Annotated in this window: 14 protein-coding genes, 1 pseudogene and 1 riboswitch; of the genes and pseudogenes, 5 read left to right on the top strand and 10 right to left on the bottom strand. The window is 49.2% G+C overall.

The window, feature by feature from the left end; genetic code table 11:
- Nucleotides 1-161: 161 nt before the first annotated feature.
- Genes BLQ82_RS21165 through BLQ82_RS21155 form a run of 3 tightly spaced genes read left to right on the top strand, consistent with a single transcriptional unit; the run spans nucleotide 162 to nucleotide 2,752 of the window.
- Nucleotides 162-1,073 (top strand): ABC transporter ATP-binding protein, encoded by a 912-nt coding sequence (locus BLQ82_RS21165; RefSeq protein WP_062525948.1) that lies wholly within the window; start codon nucleotides 162-164, stop codon nucleotides 1,071-1,073.
- Nucleotides 1,070-2,011 (top strand): ABC transporter permease, encoded by a 942-nt coding sequence (locus BLQ82_RS21160; RefSeq protein ID WP_244280910.1) that lies wholly within the window; start codon nucleotides 1,070-1,072, stop codon nucleotides 2,009-2,011. The genes BLQ82_RS21165 and BLQ82_RS21160 overlap by 4 nt, the downstream gene beginning before the upstream one ends.
- A 48-nt stretch (nucleotides 2,012-2,059) precedes the next feature.
- On the top strand, nucleotides 2,060-2,752 hold the full coding sequence (locus BLQ82_RS21155; protein WP_062525950.1) for a DUF4097 family beta strand repeat-containing protein: 693 nt from the start codon (nucleotides 2,060-2,062) through the stop codon (nucleotides 2,750-2,752).
- Nucleotides 2,753-2,927: 175 nt separating this feature from the next.
- On the opposite strand, the gene BLQ82_RS21150 is transcribed toward BLQ82_RS21155, so the two are convergent.
- Both BLQ82_RS21150 and BLQ82_RS21145 read right to left on the bottom strand, forming a co-directional pair.
- Nucleotides 2,928-4,685 (bottom strand): sensor histidine kinase, encoded by a 1,758-nt coding sequence (locus BLQ82_RS21150; RefSeq protein ID WP_062525951.1) that lies wholly within the window; start codon nucleotides 4,683-4,685, stop codon nucleotides 2,928-2,930.
- A complete protein-coding gene (locus BLQ82_RS21145; protein WP_062525954.1) occupies nucleotides 4,682-5,476 on the bottom strand; it encodes a response regulator transcription factor in 795 nt (264 codons plus the stop codon). Before BLQ82_RS21145 ends, BLQ82_RS21150 begins: the two co-directional genes overlap by 4 nt.
- A gap of 292 nt (nucleotides 5,477-5,768) precedes the next feature.
- Here BLQ82_RS21145 and BLQ82_RS21140 point away from each other — a divergent pair, with 292 nt between their 5' ends.
- A complete protein-coding gene (locus BLQ82_RS21140; RefSeq protein WP_082722770.1) occupies nucleotides 5,769-6,734 on the top strand; it encodes a peptidoglycan DD-metalloendopeptidase family protein in 966 nt (321 codons plus the stop codon).
- On the opposite strand, the gene BLQ82_RS21135 is transcribed toward BLQ82_RS21140, so the two are convergent.
- The 3 genes from BLQ82_RS21135 to BLQ82_RS32740 form a co-directional block, all read right to left on the bottom strand.
- Nucleotides 6,712-8,814 carry a TerD family protein gene (locus tag BLQ82_RS21135; RefSeq protein WP_062525956.1) on the bottom strand — a complete coding sequence of 701 codons (2,103 nt, stop codon included), beginning with the start codon at nucleotides 8,812-8,814 and terminating at the stop codon, nucleotides 6,712-6,714. The two genes, BLQ82_RS21140 and BLQ82_RS21135, sit on opposite strands and share 23 nt — an antisense overlap.
- 491 nt (nucleotides 8,815-9,305) lie before the next feature.
- On the bottom strand, nucleotides 9,306-9,947 hold the full coding sequence (locus tag BLQ82_RS21130) for a hypothetical protein (RefSeq protein WP_062525958.1): 642 nt from the start codon (nucleotides 9,945-9,947) through the stop codon (nucleotides 9,306-9,308).
- 59 nt (nucleotides 9,948-10,006) lie between these two features.
- A complete protein-coding gene (locus tag BLQ82_RS32740; RefSeq protein ID WP_244280908.1) occupies nucleotides 10,007-10,630 on the bottom strand; it encodes a hypothetical protein in 624 nt (207 codons plus the stop codon).
- Between the two features lie 512 nt (nucleotides 10,631-11,142).
- On the opposite strand from BLQ82_RS32740, the pseudogene BLQ82_RS21120 reads away from it, so the two are divergent.
- Nucleotides 11,143-11,646, top strand: a pseudogene (locus tag BLQ82_RS21120) (Rpn family recombination-promoting nuclease/putative transposase); the annotation flags it as partial.
- Nucleotides 11,647-11,740: 94 nt separating this feature from the next.
- On the opposite strand, the gene BLQ82_RS21115 reads toward BLQ82_RS21120, so the two are convergent.
- The 5 genes from BLQ82_RS21115 to pnuC all read right to left on the bottom strand — a co-directional run bounded on the left by BLQ82_RS21115 (nucleotide 11,741) and on the right by pnuC (nucleotide 17,648).
- Complete coding sequence (locus tag BLQ82_RS21115) at nucleotides 11,741-12,538, bottom strand: class I SAM-dependent methyltransferase (protein WP_062525960.1); 798 nt, start codon at nucleotides 12,536-12,538, stop codon at nucleotides 11,741-11,743.
- Nucleotides 12,539-13,049: 511 nt separating this feature from the next.
- On the bottom strand, nucleotides 13,050-14,090 hold the full coding sequence (locus BLQ82_RS21110) for a C40 family peptidase (RefSeq protein ID WP_062525961.1): 1,041 nt from the start codon (nucleotides 14,088-14,090) through the stop codon (nucleotides 13,050-13,052).
- Nucleotides 14,091-14,218: 128 nt separating this feature from the next.
- Nucleotides 14,219-15,601, bottom strand: coding sequence for an amino acid permease (locus BLQ82_RS21105; RefSeq protein WP_062525963.1), 1,383 nt, complete (start codon nucleotides 15,599-15,601; stop codon nucleotides 14,219-14,221).
- Nucleotides 15,602-15,770: 169 nt separating this feature from the next.
- A riboswitch (glycine riboswitch) is annotated at nucleotides 15,771-15,851 on the bottom strand.
- Between the two features lie 112 nt (nucleotides 15,852-15,963).
- Nucleotides 15,964-16,974, bottom strand: a complete 1,011-nt coding sequence (locus BLQ82_RS21100; protein WP_062525964.1) for an AAA family ATPase — start codon at nucleotides 16,972-16,974, stop codon at nucleotides 15,964-15,966.
- On the bottom strand, nucleotides 16,971-17,648 hold the full coding sequence (gene pnuC / locus BLQ82_RS21095) for a nicotinamide riboside transporter PnuC (protein ID WP_244280906.1): 678 nt from the start codon (nucleotides 17,646-17,648) through the stop codon (nucleotides 16,971-16,973). Before pnuC ends, BLQ82_RS21100 begins: the two co-directional genes overlap by 4 nt.
- Nucleotides 17,649-17,697 lie beyond the last annotated feature (49 nt).

The raw sequence follows: 17,697 nt of genomic DNA, 5'->3' as shown, positions 1-17,697 counted from the left end.
AGCAACTCCAATTCTGCTAAATCTGTTGTCACATCCATCCTATGACACGCAGTAACTGGTCAATATGACAGTCCGCTTGATAGGTTATGGCAGCGGGATACAGCTAAGCGATATGCAGAATTATATCCTACTACAATCATTTGGAAAAGGGAGGGGTAGCTTTGCCGCTGCTTCAAATACGGGATCTGACCAAAATCATTGGCCGCAAAACTCTTGTAGACCATGTATCACTGGAAATGGAAAAAGGGGAAATCATGGGCCTGCTGGGCCCCAACGGAGCCGGAAAAACAACAACAATCCGCATGATTGTGGGGCTCGTCTCTAAATCGGAAGGACAGGTCATTATTGATGGAATCGACACCAGCCAGCAATTCTCCGCAGCTATGGGCAAGGTTGGTGTTATCGTAGAGCAGCCCGATCTGTACAAATATTTATCCGGATATGACAACCTGGTTCTCTTCTCAAGAATGAGTCCGGGCGTCACGGCGGACCGGCTGAAAGAGATCATCTCACTTGTAGGCCTGGAACAGAGCATTTCGGCCAAAGTCAGCACCTACTCGCTTGGGATGCGGCAGCGTCTCGGCCTGGCCGTAGCCCTGATGCATAAGCCCTCCCTGCTGCTGCTGGATGAACCGACGAACGGCCTTGACCCGGCGGGCATCCACGAGCTGCGGGAGCATCTGAAGAATCTGGCCCACAAGGAGAATGTCGGCATTCTGATCTCCAGCCATCTGATGTCCGAGATGGAGATGATGTGTGACCGCGTTGCCGTCCTGCAGCAAGGCAAGCTGATCGGAGTGCATCGCTTGTCAGAGCTGGTTCAGGAGGATGACACGCTCGTACAGTTCGAGGTGGACCGGCCGGAGCTGGCGGTTCAGGTGCTGCAAGCGTTCATGTCAGGTGCGGAAATTACCGCCGGCCACAACCAGCTTCGCGTGCGCCTTCCCAAAAACCGCATTCCTGAAATCAGCCAGAAGCTGCTGGATTCAGGCATCAGCGTATACGGGGTGAACACGGTAAAGCGGACCCTTGAAGACAAATACCTTGAGATTACAGGAGGGCAAGGACATTGAAGCTGATCAACTATATCCGGAATGAGAATATGAAGATTTACAAAAGAAAACGCACCTGGGTGCTCATTGCTCTCGTTGCGGTCTTCGTCATCCTCCAAATCATCAATGTGCGTGCTGGAGACGGGGGCACCGCAGCGGCAGACTGGAGGTCGCAGCTTGAGCAGGAGAATCATCGGCTGGCAGCGGAAGCTGCCGAGCCGGATGCGCTGCAGATTGAAATACGGCAGGCGGAGAAAAATATTTTGCTGAACGAGTACTCCCTGCAGCATAATATGCCGCCTGAGACGAATGCCTGGAGCTTTGCAGGGGATCTTTCAGGGAACATTATATTTGCCGTCTCGCTGATCTCAATCATTATTGCCGGAGAGATTGCCGCTGCCGAATTTGTGTCCGGCACGATCAAGCTGCTGCTGACCCGCTCGGCCAGCCGGACAGAGGTTTATACCGCCAAATATATTGCCGCGATCCTGTTCGGACTGGGGTTGACGCTGGTTGGCCTGCTGCTCTCCCTGCTGTTCGGGGGAATCATGTTCGGCTGGGGCGGTCTGGGCGACAGCTATATGTATGTGAAGGATCACACCGTGCATCAAACGCCCATGCTGCTTTCCATCCTCGGCAGTTACTTGTTCCATCTTCCGTTTCTGCTGATTTCAGTTACGCTGGCTTTTATGGTATCTGCGGGTTTTCGCAGTCCTATCTTTGCTATTGTCATTCCCCTGTTCGTATCCGTAGCCGGATTTGTTATTGCTATCGCCATGAACGGCTGGCCGTGGACCCGTTTCTTTATCTTCTCCCATGCCGACCTTAGCGGATATTTCCTGGGTGATCCGGCAGTGAAAGGAATGACCCTCGGCTTCTCTCTTGCTTTTATAGGACTTCATCTGGCAGTCATGCATCTTCTTTCGCACACCCTGTTCGTCAAACGTGATGTTTCCTAACGATACACAATGTTCTTCAATATTATATTTAGGAAAGGGGAATTAAGAATGCGCTGGACATGGAGATTAATGATCGTAGGCTGCCTGCTGCTAGTAACTGCTTGCAGCAAGGGCGAGGGAACATCTTCAACGCAGAAGCTTGAACTGGAGGCTGACAAGCTGACGAAGCTGGTCATAGACAACCGCAACGGAGAAATTGAAGTAAGCGGCGCAGACACGGATATGATTGAGGTCACCGCCGTGGTCACCGCCAAAGGCATAAGTATGGATAAATTGAAGCTGAAGCTGCGGGCAGAAGAGGATACCGCTTATTTGGATGCTTCCTTTGGCAGTCAGATGCTGGCTATGGGTTCCGGGGCTGTGGATCTGGTAATTACACTTCCGCGTGAACTCGCTGTGGAATTGGGCTCACATAGAGACGGCAAACTTAAGGTTGCTGATCTCTCGGCCCCGCTGGAGGTAGATAACGTGAACGGGGATTTAGAGGTGATCGACACCAAGGGCCCGGTAACGCTCTCCAACCGGGACGGCGATATCACCGTCCGCAATATTGATACAGATGTTAATATCCATAATATCAATGGACATATTGCAGTAACCCAGGTAGAAGGTTCAGCCGAGGTCGCTGTCGGAGACGGGTCCCTGGAGCTGGACCACATTACGGGCGATGCCGTGATTTCCCAGACCGGGAACGGTGAAATTAAGCTTGGAACTATTGGCGGTAATGTTAGCCGAAAATAGCAGCCCAATTGAGGACTTTCAGCAAAAGAATTAACACAGTGGCTCCAGCGGGAAATTTTGCAAAGAAGAAAGGGGCTGGTTGTACCTTTACTGTACCTGGCCCCTAATCCCTCTGGCAACTTCACCGTTCTCCGCTCCGCAAGCACTGTTGCCGGACATATGCTGCCCATCTGCCCTACTTCTGGGCATCCCAGGTAAGCCGGATCTCCGTTCCTTTGCCGGGTGCGGAGCTCACGGTGATCTGTCCGCCCATAGCTTCCACCAGTCCTTTGGAGACCGCCATACCCAGGCCGGACCCGTTGGTTGCGGAAGCCGTATCTCCCCCGCGGTAATACCGTTCGAACAAATTCGCCGCCGTCTGCTCATCCATTCCCTGGCCATTGTCCCGGAAAATAATCGTCAGCCCGCCGTCAGCCCCCTCGCTTAGTGTCACAGTAAGCCGGGTGTCTGAAGAATTGTGCAGCAGGGCATTGGCGGTTAAATTGCCGACTACCCTCTCCATCCAGGGCCGATAGATGCTGGCTGTAATCTCCTTATCAGGGGATTGATAAATAATCCGCCCCTCTCCATACTCCGGATTGGCTGCAGCCTGTATCAAGGCATTACCCAGCCATGCATTCATCTCCACCTCTTCCATTTGCGGGGCATGAATACCCGATCTCTGCCGGTACGTCATAGCCAAATCACTGATCAGCGTATCCATATGGGCCGACTTCTCCAGCATGATGGCAGAGAATTTGCGGACTTCTTCAGGGGACCAGTCATAAGCATCCTCCGTGAGTAAATGGGCGTAGCCTTTTATGGAGGAAAGAGGGGTTTTGAGGTCATGAGTGATACCGGTAATCCATTCTTCACGCAGTGTTTCCGTCTGCCGCCGCCGCTCCTCATCACGCCGCAGAATGACAGTCAGCTGATCCATGGACAGCATGACTTCAACAAAGGTAGTATAACGCCGCCTCCATTTGCCTGAACTGAGCCGGCTGCGCGGGTGTCCATTGCGGTCTGCGGGCTCGTCATAAGTCCCCCGCCCGAGGGAATCGAGCCAAGCCAGCATGTGGAACATAGGCGCACCGAAGCGGAGTGCATTCAAGAAGGACAGCAGCGCAAAGATCAGCAGGGTCGCCCCCAGCATCCCGGCAATTCCGGTCAGCACAATGCGCATTTCTGCAGAGATCAGCGGGTTTTTGGAAGAACGCCCCTCTGTCTTGTTAGGCACCCCTACCACCCAGGTCTCCCCGGTCTTCTCATCATAGGCAAAACTCATGCGGTATTCATATCTTTCGGGATATTGCGAACGCAAAGCAAGCTCTTGTACAGTGTAGGTGCCAGGAATCGATTCCGGCCGGTTAAGCGCTGCCAGCTCACCGCCCTTCAGATCCAGCAGCTGGACGTACCCGCCCAGTGCCCGGATCCTGCTCTCTATCTTCTCGGGGAGAATAAGTCTTCCATCCATATAGGAGGAGTGCTCTTCTCTGACCGCCTGCAGCAATGGCTCTATCACCTTTGGTACTCCATAGAGAAGTGTGTACACTCTGCCGTGTTTCTCCTGAATCCAGAGGTAGACGTCATAAGGAAAATCCTTTTGCAGCTGCCAATATGCGGCCAGCTCACCCGGATTGTACTGCACGGGAACATTCGAAGGCTTGTTGTACGATTTCTCCACCTTTCCGTTTTCATCCAGGCTCTGGAGCCAGCCCTTATTGCGCTTCACTTGTTCCAGAAGCTTCCGGTCAAAGACTATTCCGTCCTCGCCTAACTTAGAGGATTCAACCAGCCGCTGTAAACCAACCGAAGGAAAATCATCAGAAAGATTGATCTCCGACAGCCGCATCAGCACCCAATAGACGGTTGCTGCCGCAATGAGCAGCACTACCAGTCCGGCAATGGCCGAATGCAGCACGAATCTAAGCGTGAGCCGCCTTCTTATCTTCATGCCTGTTCCTTGTCCCTCCCCCTGTGCTGCACCAGCTTATACCCCAGTCCTCTGACATTGACCAGAAATACGGGATTTGCCGGCTCCAGCTCAATGCGTTCCCGGATCCGGTGAATATGCACCATGACCGTGTTATCGTCACTAAGCGCGCCTTCGCCCCATACCCGTTCGTACAGCTCGCTTTTGGTGAACAGCCGGTTGGGATGCTTGCAGAAAAATAGCAGCAGTTGGAACACCAGCGCCGGACAGGCGACCACCTCCCCTTCTACTCTCAGTTCACCCGCCGCCTCATCCACCTGAAACCGTCCAAAATCATAGCGAAGATCATGCTGATCCGGCTGCCGTCCCTGTCCGGCATTGACCGGAGAAGGCTGTTTATGGGGAGCGTTAACCTGAACCGGTTCCGGCCCGCCCGCCATACCCAGATAGCGGCGCAGCTGCGAGCGGATCCGGGCCACCAGCTCCAGCGGATTGAACGGTTTGGTCATATAATCATCGCCGCCGACGGCAAAGCCGGTAAGCTTGTCAAAATCGGAAGTACGCGCAGACAGGAACAGCACAGGCGCATTGGTGGTCTGCCGCAGAAAAGGACAAATATCAATACCGCTGCGTCCCGGCAGCATCACATCCAGTACAATCAGGTCATATACCTTGCTCTGGCAGGCCAGAATTGCCGCTTCCCCTGTCCCTGCCGAATCTATATCCGTAAATCCTTCTTTATGCAGCACCGTCTTGATCAGCCCGATAATGGACTCTTCGTCATCGACGAGCAGAATGGCAGCATGATTCATGCCGGTTCCCCTCTCCATTACATAGTCGCAACTATCATAACATGATTGGCTCCGCAAGAATTGACTGCTTAACCTTAACAATAGCTTAATTCGTCTCCCCAGGCTGCACTCCATAGTTAAGCAACCGTTAATGAAGCGTTTCAATAGCGGCAAGATTGGCAGTATACAATGAAGAGACAGGAAGAACACCAACAGTTACGGGGAGGAGTCTGACATGCGAAGAGTAAGTATAATGATGGCAGGCACAATGGCTCTGGCCGTCTTATTATCAGCATGCGGAGGAGAGAATACAATGAATACACGCCCGGAATCATCTGCAGCCTCTACACAAAATGCAGCGCAGGCTAAACCGGATGCCTCTCCAGAAACCGGTGCCCCCGGACAGCAGGATGTACAGCCGGAGCATTTGGCCGAGGCTCTGTTAAGCGGGAATTACAGCGGAATTTATAAGCGGTTCAGTCCTGAATTTAAGCAGCAAATCAGCGAAGCAGAGGTTGCGGAAATGGGTTCGGCCTTCATACAGGGGGTTACAGCCTTTAACCCGTCCACGGTTATGCTACTGAACGGCAGTGAACAGCGGGTATGGACTAGCGGGGCGGGCGATAAGGGGATCTTTGCTGTCTTCGATGATTCAGGTACGATTCTCGGTCTGAACATTACGGGGTTGTCCGCCTATCCCGATTCCGATAACGCACTGACCAAAACCGCCATGGCCCTGCCTTTCCAAGGGGAGTGGCTAGTATTCTGGGGTGGCAGCAACGTATTGAACAACTACCACTATGAGTACGCAAGCCAGCGGTATGCTTATGACTTCGTGCAGGCGGCCGGTGGTTTCTCATACGAAGGAGATCCGCTGGACAATGAGAGCTACTATACGTTTGGGCAGAATATCACTGCCCCCGCTGACGGAGTCGTTACCGGAGTCGTAAACGACATTCCCGACAATACGCCTGTTGGCGTCACGAATGAAAAAGAGCCCGCCGGCAATGTGGTGGTCATTGACCACGGCGGGGAATACAGCTTTCTGGCCCATCTGAAGCAAGGCTCGGTCACCGTAAAGAAAGGCGATTCGGTCAAAACAGGCGATGTGATCGGGAAGGCTGGCAATTCCGGCAACTCCAGCGAGCCGCATTTGCACTACCAGGTATCGGACGGAGCCGACCTGTTCAGCTCCCGTTCCCTGAATATCCGGTGGAAAGATAACCTCCAGCCGCTAAAGGGGCAGACTGTTGCGCTCAAACCACATACTCAGCCATAATCCGCTCGATATCGAATGGCGTAACACCTTTTTCCACCGAAAATATCGCATCAGCCTGATCCGCAGTATCTACTAGCTCCCCTCTTGCCTTAGCATGGAGGCGGAATAAATCATAGAGATCGGGTTTCCGTAAATCAGTCATAGCTTTACCTATCAGGACCATGCCTTTTTGGTTCCCCTCCACATTATTGTAGTAATGAGGGTGTCTGGTCAGAGAAAGATCCGTCCAGATGATCTTGCGTTCTACCAGGTCCAGGATAACGGGAACGGCAATCTCCGTGTCAGCGGTGACATCGATTTTATTGCTAACCGTAGAAGGCTCAAAGATCTCACCGGAGCCGGGTTTCCCGCGCATCATCCAGCCCACAAAGCACTCCGGCAAGTTACAGTAGGGTTGGTTAGTGAAAGAATGGAGAGTTGCCACAATATAACGTCCGCCATAATCGACGATGGAGGGAATATGCAGATCAATGAATTCACATGCGCCTTGAGGGGCTGATACGATATCTCCGCTGTGGACGGCTTTGTATTTGGAGGACCGCAGATTCGTATAAGAGATATGCTCAACATACTGCCAATTGTGATCATACAAGACAGCGGACAGGTCAATATCTACACGGCCTGTAGGCGTACCGTTCACCGTCCCCTCTTTCCACCAGCTGAAGAAACGGACAGTGTCCCCCTCCATCATCGGCACACGGCTTCCCCGGACAATCGTATGCAGCGCTTTGCTTGCCGATCTCTGGGAGAACGGCACATGGTAATCCTGCAATCGTTCATTGACATATGTCTTCCCCAGAGGCGGGAGCATGGAGAACCGCTCCATAAGCACCCGTTCACAGCATTGCACAAGGTCTTGGCATGCCGCTTCATCAATCTCCGGGAGAGTATCGGGAACAGCAAAGGCCTTGGCCACATTTCCTTTAGGGAAAAAGACACGCAGTTTATGCGGCTCATGGCGGCGGGCAAAATGATTTTTCACATGAAGCAATACAGGCGTCGATACTTGATTGGCCACTTCACCAAATGCCAGCACGACATACTCCGTGTATTCGGTTGACCGCAATAATTGATCCAATCTTCTGGCAAATTCACCCGGCCGCTGCATCAAGAGATCGATCAACGTCCAGATCTGACGATATTTGAATGCAAGTTCTACACTTCCGTTAAAGGTCGTAAAGGGTTTATTATTGCGTAAAATAGCAAAAGCTTCCTCACAGTGCATATACCGGTGCTTATATTCAGAGGGGTGCAGGATTTCGCCTAAACGAATCCAGCGCTCCTTGTATCTCAGCATATCCTCTGTAATAGGGTGGCAGCGTTCCAGCAGTCCAAGCAGCAGCCGTCTTTCACGCCGCTTGAATTTACGGAACCGCGTTGCTTCAGCCAGACTGACATCGCCATCCGACCAAGCCACAGCCAGCCGAAGCACATCTGTAGCGGTTGTAAAATATCGTCCAATCTGCTCTACATTAGCCTTCTCATGCTTCAGTAAGGATGCAGCTACGAATCCGGCATTCTCCTTGAATGGAATCTCGGACGGGAGAAGCTCATTCATTGCCTCCGGATCTGCGGACTCCAGAACTGTATCAATGTCCTTTTTGTCTGTTTCGGAGATAGATCCCTTAGCCTGTATAAGCTGGCTTATCAGGGCATGCAGCTCCGCTGCGCTTCCCAGATCAATCACTTTCAGATTTACCTGATCCTGCAATGCAGGTCTGTCTGCAGCCGCATACTCTGGAAAGTCCAAAGTAAGGTAGTGATAAATGGCATTCAAATACAGCTCCGCATCATCCGCCTGCATTACTTGCATTGGGAACGCCGGGTACATCGGACAGTATTTCACATGTGCGCCTACCATTACCCTTAAGTCTGCAATCATTTGATCGTATAATGCTTCGAACTGCTCTTTGGATAAGGTACACAAAACGCGCATCAAATGGCGTGAGAAGGTAAACCCAAGCGTCTCTATATTTTTCATGGCTGTTGCCAAATAGGCCTTCGGGAGCCGGTCCGGCCCTTTTCCTTCGTCTACAATCAGTTTGTTTGCTCTGCGCAGATAGATGGTATTTATCATCATAAAAAGTGTCCAGGAAAGCCATATCCCTAATATCATTGGAAGATTCAGCAGAAGGAAGGAATATGATAGCCTGGACGCCTCCTCTCGTGATAGAAGTACATCAGGAAAGCTGCGACCCTAATTTCGCCAATGAAGTAGAAGGAAGGATCGCAATAGCCTGAAGATCAACGTTCAGAATCCGTAACTCCGAACCTTTGATGTACCCATCATCCCACACCTGAGCATATGCCAACAGGGTAAAAGTATTACGACGTTTGGGGAATTCAAGCAGAGTTGGTACACCGGGTTAGAACACGACTAAAAGCGATGTTCTCCCCCGGTGTAGCTTGCGGATGTGTCCGTTATCCCTACGGCCTGAGGTACTAGTAAATTAATCACCTGATGCTCGAACTCTCGCCTTTCATTACTTGCGCGTCCATTTCCAGATCACTTGTGTTCTTGAGGTTCGGTCCCCCTTACCGTCTCATGAAAGGCGAATCCGTCAATCACGCTCAAGAGAATTGCCAAAAACCTGCTACTGGATGTTGGACCTCCGTCGCCCCCATTTTGGCGTAAATATATAGTGAACCAAAACCAAAAGGATAATTGCAATCCTCTTGAAGCAACGTTTCAGGGTAACCCTCTTCATCTACTTGAAATAAAAAAGAAAGTGACTCTTCCTTCAGTTTCGTCAAATAATAGTCTTCATTTTGAATCAGTCTCGGGTTGCCGCCCACTTTGACCAAAAAAGACTGATCCATCGATTTTTCGTCATTGCTTAGTTCCCCGCCTAAAATGGCGTGTTTTATAAGACCCGGGTTAGTAAACATAGCTTTGGTACTTTCCGTTGAGATGGGATGCTCAATCACCTTGATCGAGCAATTAGGATAAATGTTGTTTTCCAAATACTCCTCATAGTCTTCAGGGATGAAGATCGAAATCATACTCTCCGGTTTAAAGGGATGGATGAGGCTCAGATAAAAAATATATTTTGGGTTTCCTTCGTGAATGAGATCTGATTGGCCGTCAAAAAATTCGGGTGCATTCCCGCCGATCCAGCCTGCTCGGTGTTCGTTCGATAAGGCCGATTCTGCATAATAAAGAATACAGTCTACTCTCTGGGCTAAAATATTCGTTTGATTCTCCATAGTCATTTTACAATTCCCCCTCAAAAACTTCATGAGGCGCAATTCAGGCCGCCTCGTCCGGCTGATTAGTGACCGCTCTGTAAGGCAAAAAAGCGTTCAATCATTTGTTTCGTTTCCCTTGGACTTCTCAACTGAACTGCCTTTCCATCTTCATCAAAGGTATAATGCCCTTGAAATGCTTCTGGCATATCATGATACTGTTTCTCGACTTGTTGCAGTGCTTTTTCAAAACAGGGATAACCGTATTTTTTAATAAGGCGAGGCAGCCCGAAGGCAGATCTTAAGAACTCATATTCTTGGTAGTTATAGGGGGTAGTCTCCGGCCTTTTTATCAAAATCTTAAGGAAATGATCCATGACCTTGTCGATCTCTTCTTCTGAGGCATAATATGCTAATCCATGGATCGCGAGCAGTTTCATGTCCAAGTACCGTTCTTTCTTATAGGCTTTCTGAAAAAAATCTTTCAATTCCAATTCCTTGCACCGGATTAGACCGTACAGAATTTGGTTTCGTAGTGCGATACTTTTCAATTTAAAATACAACTGCTCTATCAAAACTGCTTCGTCTGTTGTTAAAAGCTCATAGGCTATATCACTTATTGCGCTGATAAACTTAGCGTTATTTTCACGAAGGGGGGCAGTCGTTAGATACTTCATTGATTCCTTGTGAAGCTGTTGATTTAAAGACATTAACGCACTCCTTTGATAAACTTTGCAATTCCTTCCGCGCTGTATCGGACCAGTGTTAAGCTGTCTCTTCCGTAATAGGCTGGCAATCAGGTAATCAGACGGGCTTTATTACATGATTCAGTTCCATGACAATCGTGCCTTTTCCGTTAGTTGATATTAGCCCCGGATAATATAGATCTTGTTTCCATTATAAAGCTCGCTTGTCCCTAATCTACCTACTTTTTACCTGATTTCTGGACTTCGTTATCCCAATACCCACATTTCCCCCGAGGAAGATTTTTCTCTTCACCAATTCCACACTCATAAGCGTTTTTCACCAATATTTCGCCCTACTTATGATGCGGTTCTCCGTATCGGTTTTTAGGGTTGTGAATTCACTTTTGCGTGTCTGCTTGGTGTGTGTCTAAGAACTTGTGAGCATGATATACTATTAATGAATGAAGCTGATTGCAGATGAATGAACTGCTTGATCCCCGCAATGACTTTTTATTCAAACGGATTTTTGGCAGTGAGTGTTGAAGAAATGTGTAACCATCAACATTCTGAACTATTCCTTCTTGCCCAACAACCAATATCATAATGTATTCCATCTGCGTGAAGATCGAAGCGGCATCCCGCTTGTGGATGACATGGAACTGCATTTTCTTGAATTACCTAAGCTTGACGATCATGCGGCTCCTGTGGAGAGCGGCGGACTGGTCAACTGGTTGCTCTTCTTGAAGGGTGTCGATAAATCCAATTGGGAGGTGCTGACGATGAACGAGCCTGTTTTGAAGAAAGCCATGGACACGTTAGAATTTCTTAGTCAGGATGCCGAGGCCCGCCGATTGTACGAAGACAGACAAAAGTATCTGCATGATGAAGCTTCGATGATCGAAGGTGCATTGGCTGAAGGCGAGAAAAGGAAAGCGGTCCAGATGGCTCTGGAACTTCTCAAACTCGGGGTAGATCCAGCTATTATAGTTAAGGCTTCGGGGCTGTCTGAGGCTGAAATCATTGCTCTAAAAAAGCCTTAATGGCGATGCGGTTCACCGCGCTGTCTGTAACGGCAAGTTTTAAGGCCATCCTATGTGGGGATGGCCTCTCTTTGCTGTCGCCTGATTCGTCCAATTATAACTTTCTTGCCCAGATAATTGCGCGATTTACAGCTTCAATAATCAGTTCCGGTATCGGTTCAGCCGTATAATTCAGATAGGTACGCTCAATGCTGAATCCGGAATCTGACAGCCACCCGTAGACTTGCGATTGTGTTGGAATATGCTTATACCACCGCTTAGGCAGAATAAATTGCTCACCGCTATTTGTGGTGAGTTCCCAATGACCAACGCCGGTACAAATCCGGGTTATGGGATCATACACGCTGCCGTAGCTAACAATGCGGCCAGCCGTGCCCAATTCGTCTGTTCCTTCGAAATAGCTGCTCTCTTTCAACCTGTTGAACGAGATTGCCGGATTATAATGCAAGTCAAAATCCAAATAAAGATGTCCACCAGTGCGAAGCGACGCTGCAGCATTTTTGATAAAGGTCTTCTGTGCTTCTTCGTAATCCATGTCACTTTCAATGTTAATCAGGATATTGCCTGCCATGACTACTACATCAAAATCGGCGCCCCAGTCAGACATTGCTGCTTCAGCCTGATAACAGTGTATATTAGGCAAACCCGCCATCCGGCGATAACAGCGCAGGAGCATATGTTCATCGGCATCGAAGCCTGTAACAATATGATTTGCCTTTGCAAGGGATACGCATATTCTGCCACCCCCACAGGCAACCTCAAGTATATTTTGTGACTGGCTGCTTGTCTGCTCTGCAAGTACTTTTAGTAAAAAAACGATATCATGTGTCTGGTTTTCAAATTTTTCATAAACACTGGCATACCAGTGCTGTGCGATAAAATCTCTGTTCACAGATTTACCTCCAATTTATCAGGAGGGTTAAAGTGTAGTTACCCTCCAAGAAAGTATACGGATTGACAATTCTGTTATATTAATCATCTAACATCATCCTTTCAACAATTAATAGAGGCGGAGTATTTTAAAAACTGTGGTTCTCCATAAGAATAATTGCAAAATATTTCATTATCAATGCAAAGATTCTTTATAACTATTCTGTCAGCTTAAAAGGATTCTTCGAAATTACGCTAATTCCCATAAATAAACTCGCCGCTACTTATATGCGCTTCTCCGTGATGGCCCTATAACAGCAAGCTTTAGGGCCATCCTTATGCGGGATGGCCCTACTTAGTTATCAGATACTGGTTAAACCATGAAGCACCATCGAACGCCAAACTTATCAACAAATGAGACTAAACATGGACTGAAGAATATCGGACCCATTAGTGTAATTGTTATACTGTTCCAAAATTATGCACTTCTGCATGAATAACAAATTTATCGGTGAAGGACCTTATGTGCTGTCCTATAAAATTCTGCGGGCGGTTACGAACCGCTTCTTCCACTGCCCGTCGAAGGCCTCCACATGCACGTTAAGCTTAGTTGAGTATGTATGCAGGAGCTGATTATTCCCGGCGTATATCGCTACATGGCCGATGTCCAAACCGCGTGCGCTGAAGAACAGCAGGTCACCCGGACGCAGCCCGTCCAGCCCGACCTCCTTGCCTTCCTTTGCCTGGTCATAGGATACACGGGGGAGCTTGATGGACAAGGTATCCTCAAATACGCGCTTCACAAAGGAAGAGCAGTCGAAGGTCGCGGTCTGGTCAGGTGAAGCGCCGAATTCATACGGCGTGCCGAGGAAGGTCTTACCGTAAGCGATTAGAGCCTCCGCTTGCTTATCTGCAAGCGAACCGCTGGTGTAATCGGTATATTTTGGTTTGGCCGAGATGTATCCCGTCTGGTTGTCCCCGGTCTTCACCTTCAACCACAGGGCATCGACAACACTCACCACATGCACCTTCGTACCTGCGGGGAGCAGCTCCGGACTTACGGGATCGCTCTTCGCATCCGGTAAGCTGCGGAGGTTGACTCCATAGAGAATCGAGGTTTCATAAATAATCCCGGAGGAGATTTGCACGGATTGGGTGCCGGGTACCCAGTCTACCTTATTGCCCAAGGCTTCGCTGACGAAGCGCAGCGGGATCATTGCCGTGTTTTCGGCAATTTGGCCGGGAACCGCCAGACTCAGTGTCTGCCCGTTCAGCTCGGCAGTCCGCGCTCCCAACCGGTACGTAAGCGTGGTATCCGCCTTGATTGCGGTGACCGTTTTATCCGCGTTGTTCCAGGACAGCTTGGCCCCTTGCGCTTCAAACAATCCGCGCATCGGTACTAACACTGTACCGTTTAGATTCAGCGGCTGGACTCCGGATTGAAGCCGCTGTCCGTCCAGATAGACGGAGATCGCCCGGGCCTCGGCCTGCGGCCGGGCATCTGCATGGACCACGCCGGAGGAACAGAGTGAAAGGGTTAGCAGAGACAGAAGTGCAGCATTGCGCTTATCCATATGTTCATCACCTTTTGTATAGATTTGTACCTATACAGTTGGACGAAGCAGAAGCAAAATGGTTTTGTGGTAAATGATGGCAGCCTACAGCATGGGTTAACCCGAAGCCCCTGTAAAGGGGTCTTCGGCTATCCTTTCATAGGTTCAAAACCTTGGATATTTGTTTTTCCCCTCTTTCTTCTATTCACCGAATACAAAACAAACAATAGAATAAACCATAGCGGCGTCAGCAATAAGGCCGGACGCGTTTCTTCAGCAAACAGCATGATAATGAGGATGGCAGCAAACAACGCAAGGACAACATAATTAATAAAGGGTGTCAGCGGGGCTTTGAATTTTGATCTGGCCTGTAATTCCGGCTTGGTTTTCTTATACCGCAAATGACAGATTAGAATGACACCCCAGACCCAGATGAAACAGATGGCACTAATGGTTGTCACGATTCCAAAGGCAGTTTCCGGAATCAGCTTGCTCAAAAGAGCTCCAACGGATAAGACAAGCGTAGATATGAGCAAAGCGTTGCTTGGCACATGGTTTTTATTCAGCTTGGCAAAATGGGAGGGAGCCTGCTCATTTCTGCTCAAATTATATAGAATCCGGCTTGTGGAGAACATCCCGCTGTTGCAGGCAGACGCGGCTGAAGTTAAGACGACAAAGTTAATAATGCCTGCGGCAATGGGAATCCCCACTAAACTGAATGTTTTTACAAAAGGGCTTTCTGCCGGATTCAGCTCCGTCCATGCGTTGATGGATAATAGGGCGATAATCGCACCCACGTAGAAAAACAGAATTCTTAAAGGGATTTTATTAATCGCCGACGGAATGCTTTTTTCCGGACTTGCGGTTTCCGCTGCCGATACCCCCACCAATTCCACACCGACAAAGGCAAACACAACCATTTGAAAGGAAAGCAGGAAGCCTGAAATTCCGTTCGGGAATACTCCCCCATGTGTCCAAATATTACTGAGAGTCACTGTTCCGGCATCTGTTTTGAATCCAATCACCAGCAAAATGGCCCCGATGGCAATCAATGCGAGAATAGTCACTACCTTGATTAAGGCAAACCAAAATTCCAATTCGCCAAAATTTTTTACCGTTAATAAGTTGAGCCCTAATAGAATGACTAAACAGATGACGGCAGGGACCCATTGCGGGATATCAAACCAATACTGGACATACACCCCAACAGCGATAATGTCAGCCATAGCCGTCATGATCCAACAGAACCAATAGGTCCATCCGGTTACAAACGCCGCCCGTGGTCCAAGATAGTCTTCGGCAATGTCTGTAAACGATTGATAACCCGCTTTAGATAACAGAAGTTCACCCAAAGCCCTCATCACAAAAAAAACAGCAATCCCCACGATTAGATAAGCAAAAATGATGGATGGTCCTGCCAGCTGTATCGCTTTACCCGACCCTAAAAACAATCCGGTACCGATGGTCCCGCCAATGGCTATGAGCTGAACATGCCGATTCTCTAAGTCCCTCTTTAGTTCTTGTGTTGCCAAATGAAACGCCCCCTCTAAATCTAAATAATTTTTTCATGTGAAAAGATGAACAAGAAATGCTGACAATAAAAAAAGAGACTGGATGGGCTCCAATCTCTCAGGGTCATAAGAATAATAAATAAAATACATAAGTGATTCTGACGGTGATCAGAACAACAAATGAATTATCCAGTACTCTTCTGTCCTTTTGCCTGAGATTATGAACCCTTCGGCGCCGGGGAATCCCCACGGTCTCTCCAGAAGCTGCTCCTGCTATAGTGTGATCCATAGCAATCATAGCTTTTAGCTTTTTAGTTTTTTGATGTCAACTTCGTGTAAATATTTTTCAATATTAATCACAGCCGGACTTTTTGTCAATAACATTAATTACCGGGCTCGCCAAAATAGTTAGAGTAGGGCTTAAATTTTGCCAACACTTCATCTACCTTGCACATCCGTTCCTCCAGGCTCCCCCGGAGCGTAATATAGGGAATCCGCCGCTCCTTCAAGTCTGCAATGATTTGCTTATGGAATATATGCCGTTTCTGATTCCCGCTGCGGTCCCATGTATCCTCGTAAGGAATATCATCATCGCACAGGAAAAAAAGGTCATACCGCTGCGCATTTTCCAAGGCAATCCGGGTTAAGTGTTCAGGCGCCCGGCCGTGGTAATCCAGGGCAAACATATAAGTGGTGATCGCATTGGTATCAACAAAAAGGTATTTATCCGCTTGCTGTAAAGCCTGCTCCTCGCGCTCAATATGGCCTATAGCGATTTCATCGAACGCCTTGAGGCCGATTCTGCGGTCCACCTGATGCTCCGTCCAATAATCGCGCCCGTATTCGCCCGCATAGGTTGTGCGATACCGCTGTGCCAGCGCTTCGGTGATCGTGGATTTGCCTGTCGACATCGCTCCCACAAAAACCACTTTTGTAATTAAGTCCCGATATACGATATCGCTCACATATGCCCGGTACTTGTAAGGATCGGAACGGACCATGGTGGCTGAAACCGGCACCCGCCTCCGGGCTTCATCCACCCGCCGGTCCACTGCGCCCAGAGCGACACTCATATGTTCTCCGTAAAATTCGCTGGAGTAGAAATGCGTCACTTGCTCACCGTTCAGCAGCCCCAGAATATATTGCTCTTCCCTTATCTCATGCTCCCGGTCGTCCGAATACCCGTCCGGACCATCCCAGGCTTCGATCACCCGGACCGCCGGGTAGAGCCTGCGAATCCAGTTCGCCCGGATATGCAGCGGGATCGTTGTCACCGTCGTCTCATAGATCACCACAATCAGTTCATCGACCTCCTGCAGCGCTGTCTCGATCATGAACTGATGCCCTTTATGCAGCGGGGCGAACTTCCCAAGTGTTAAGCCAAGTGTCTTCATGCGGCCACCTCCCTGGCTCCCTTGTTCCAATTGTAGTAGCCGTATACAGCGTTAACCAGATACGCACTCCACATAACAATCATCAGCAGGCCTTCCCCGCTCCCCTCCAGCATTCGAATCACCCACAGCAGTACCGTGAACATATTGAGGACTATATAGACCAGCCATTGTTCCTTGAATCTCCGAACCATCAGAAGTGTAGCCACTACGGATAACACCGTTGTAATGGCATCAATATACGGCGAGTTCTGCCCCGGTATGAACGATAATCCCAATCCCAGCAGCAGGCAGCCTGCTATGCAAACCGCCCCCACAAGAAGCAGACCCTTAAGCTCCAGCTGACGCATGGACAGCTTGCCGTTATTGCTGTTATTCCTCCACATGTAGAAGCCGACGACATTCATAGGAACAAAGAAAAGCAGATTGAGCATAACCTCGCCAAACAAACCGTTGACGTAAGCCAAGTATGCATAACCAACAGTATTGTACATGCCAAACACATAACTCATCAGGTTCCCTTTCGCCGCGAGCACCACGCACAGCACCCCGGTGATAAAGACCGTAAATCCGAATAAAGAATCCTTAGAAATCACCGTGAACCCCACAGCAATTGCGGTAAATAACACCAGCCACGCCAACTCAAACAGGTTCCAACCGCCCCACGATTTATTCACTTGTATCCCCTCTGCTTTCATCCGATTTGTGCATTATAAAATAGTCATA

The sequence above is a fragment of the Paenibacillus jilunlii genome (assembly GCF_900102965.1).
Taxonomy (GTDB): Bacteria; Bacillota; Bacilli; order Paenibacillales; family Paenibacillaceae; genus Paenibacillus_AQ; species Paenibacillus_AQ jilunlii.
This window is presented reverse-complemented; position numbering and strand designations above follow the sequence as displayed.

What these genes read in the sequence shown, in the direction of transcription:
- BLQ82_RS21155 (WP_062525950.1), top strand. Translation starts at nt 2,060, where the DNA reads ATGCGCTGGACATGGAGATTAATGATCGTAGGCTGCCTGCTGCTAGTA.
- BLQ82_RS21150 (WP_062525951.1), bottom strand. Translation starts at nt 4,685, where the DNA reads ATGAAGATAAGAAGGCGGCTCACGCTTAGATTCGTGCTGCATTCGGCC.
- BLQ82_RS21145 (WP_062525954.1), bottom strand. Translation starts at nt 5,476, where the DNA reads ATGAATCATGCTGCCATTCTGCTCGTCGATGACGAAGAGTCCATTATC.
- BLQ82_RS21140 (WP_082722770.1), top strand. Translation starts at nt 5,769, where the DNA reads ATGAATACACGCCCGGAATCATCTGCAGCCTCTACACAAAATGCAGCG.
- BLQ82_RS21135 (WP_062525956.1), bottom strand. Translation starts at nt 8,814, where the DNA reads ATGATGATAAATACCATCTATCTGCGCAGAGCAAACAAACTGATTGTA.
- BLQ82_RS21130 (WP_062525958.1), bottom strand. Translation starts at nt 9,947, where the DNA reads ATGACTATGGAGAATCAAACGAATATTTTAGCCCAGAGAGTAGACTGT.
- BLQ82_RS32740 (WP_244280908.1), bottom strand. Translation starts at nt 10,630, where the DNA reads ATGTCTTTAAATCAACAGCTTCACAAGGAATCAATGAAGTATCTAACG.
- BLQ82_RS21110 (WP_062525961.1), bottom strand. Translation starts at nt 14,090, where the DNA reads ATGGATAAGCGCAATGCTGCACTTCTGTCTCTGCTAACCCTTTCACTC.
- BLQ82_RS21100 (WP_062525964.1), bottom strand. Translation starts at nt 16,974, where the DNA reads ATGAAGACACTTGGCTTAACACTTGGGAAGTTCGCCCCGCTGCATAAA.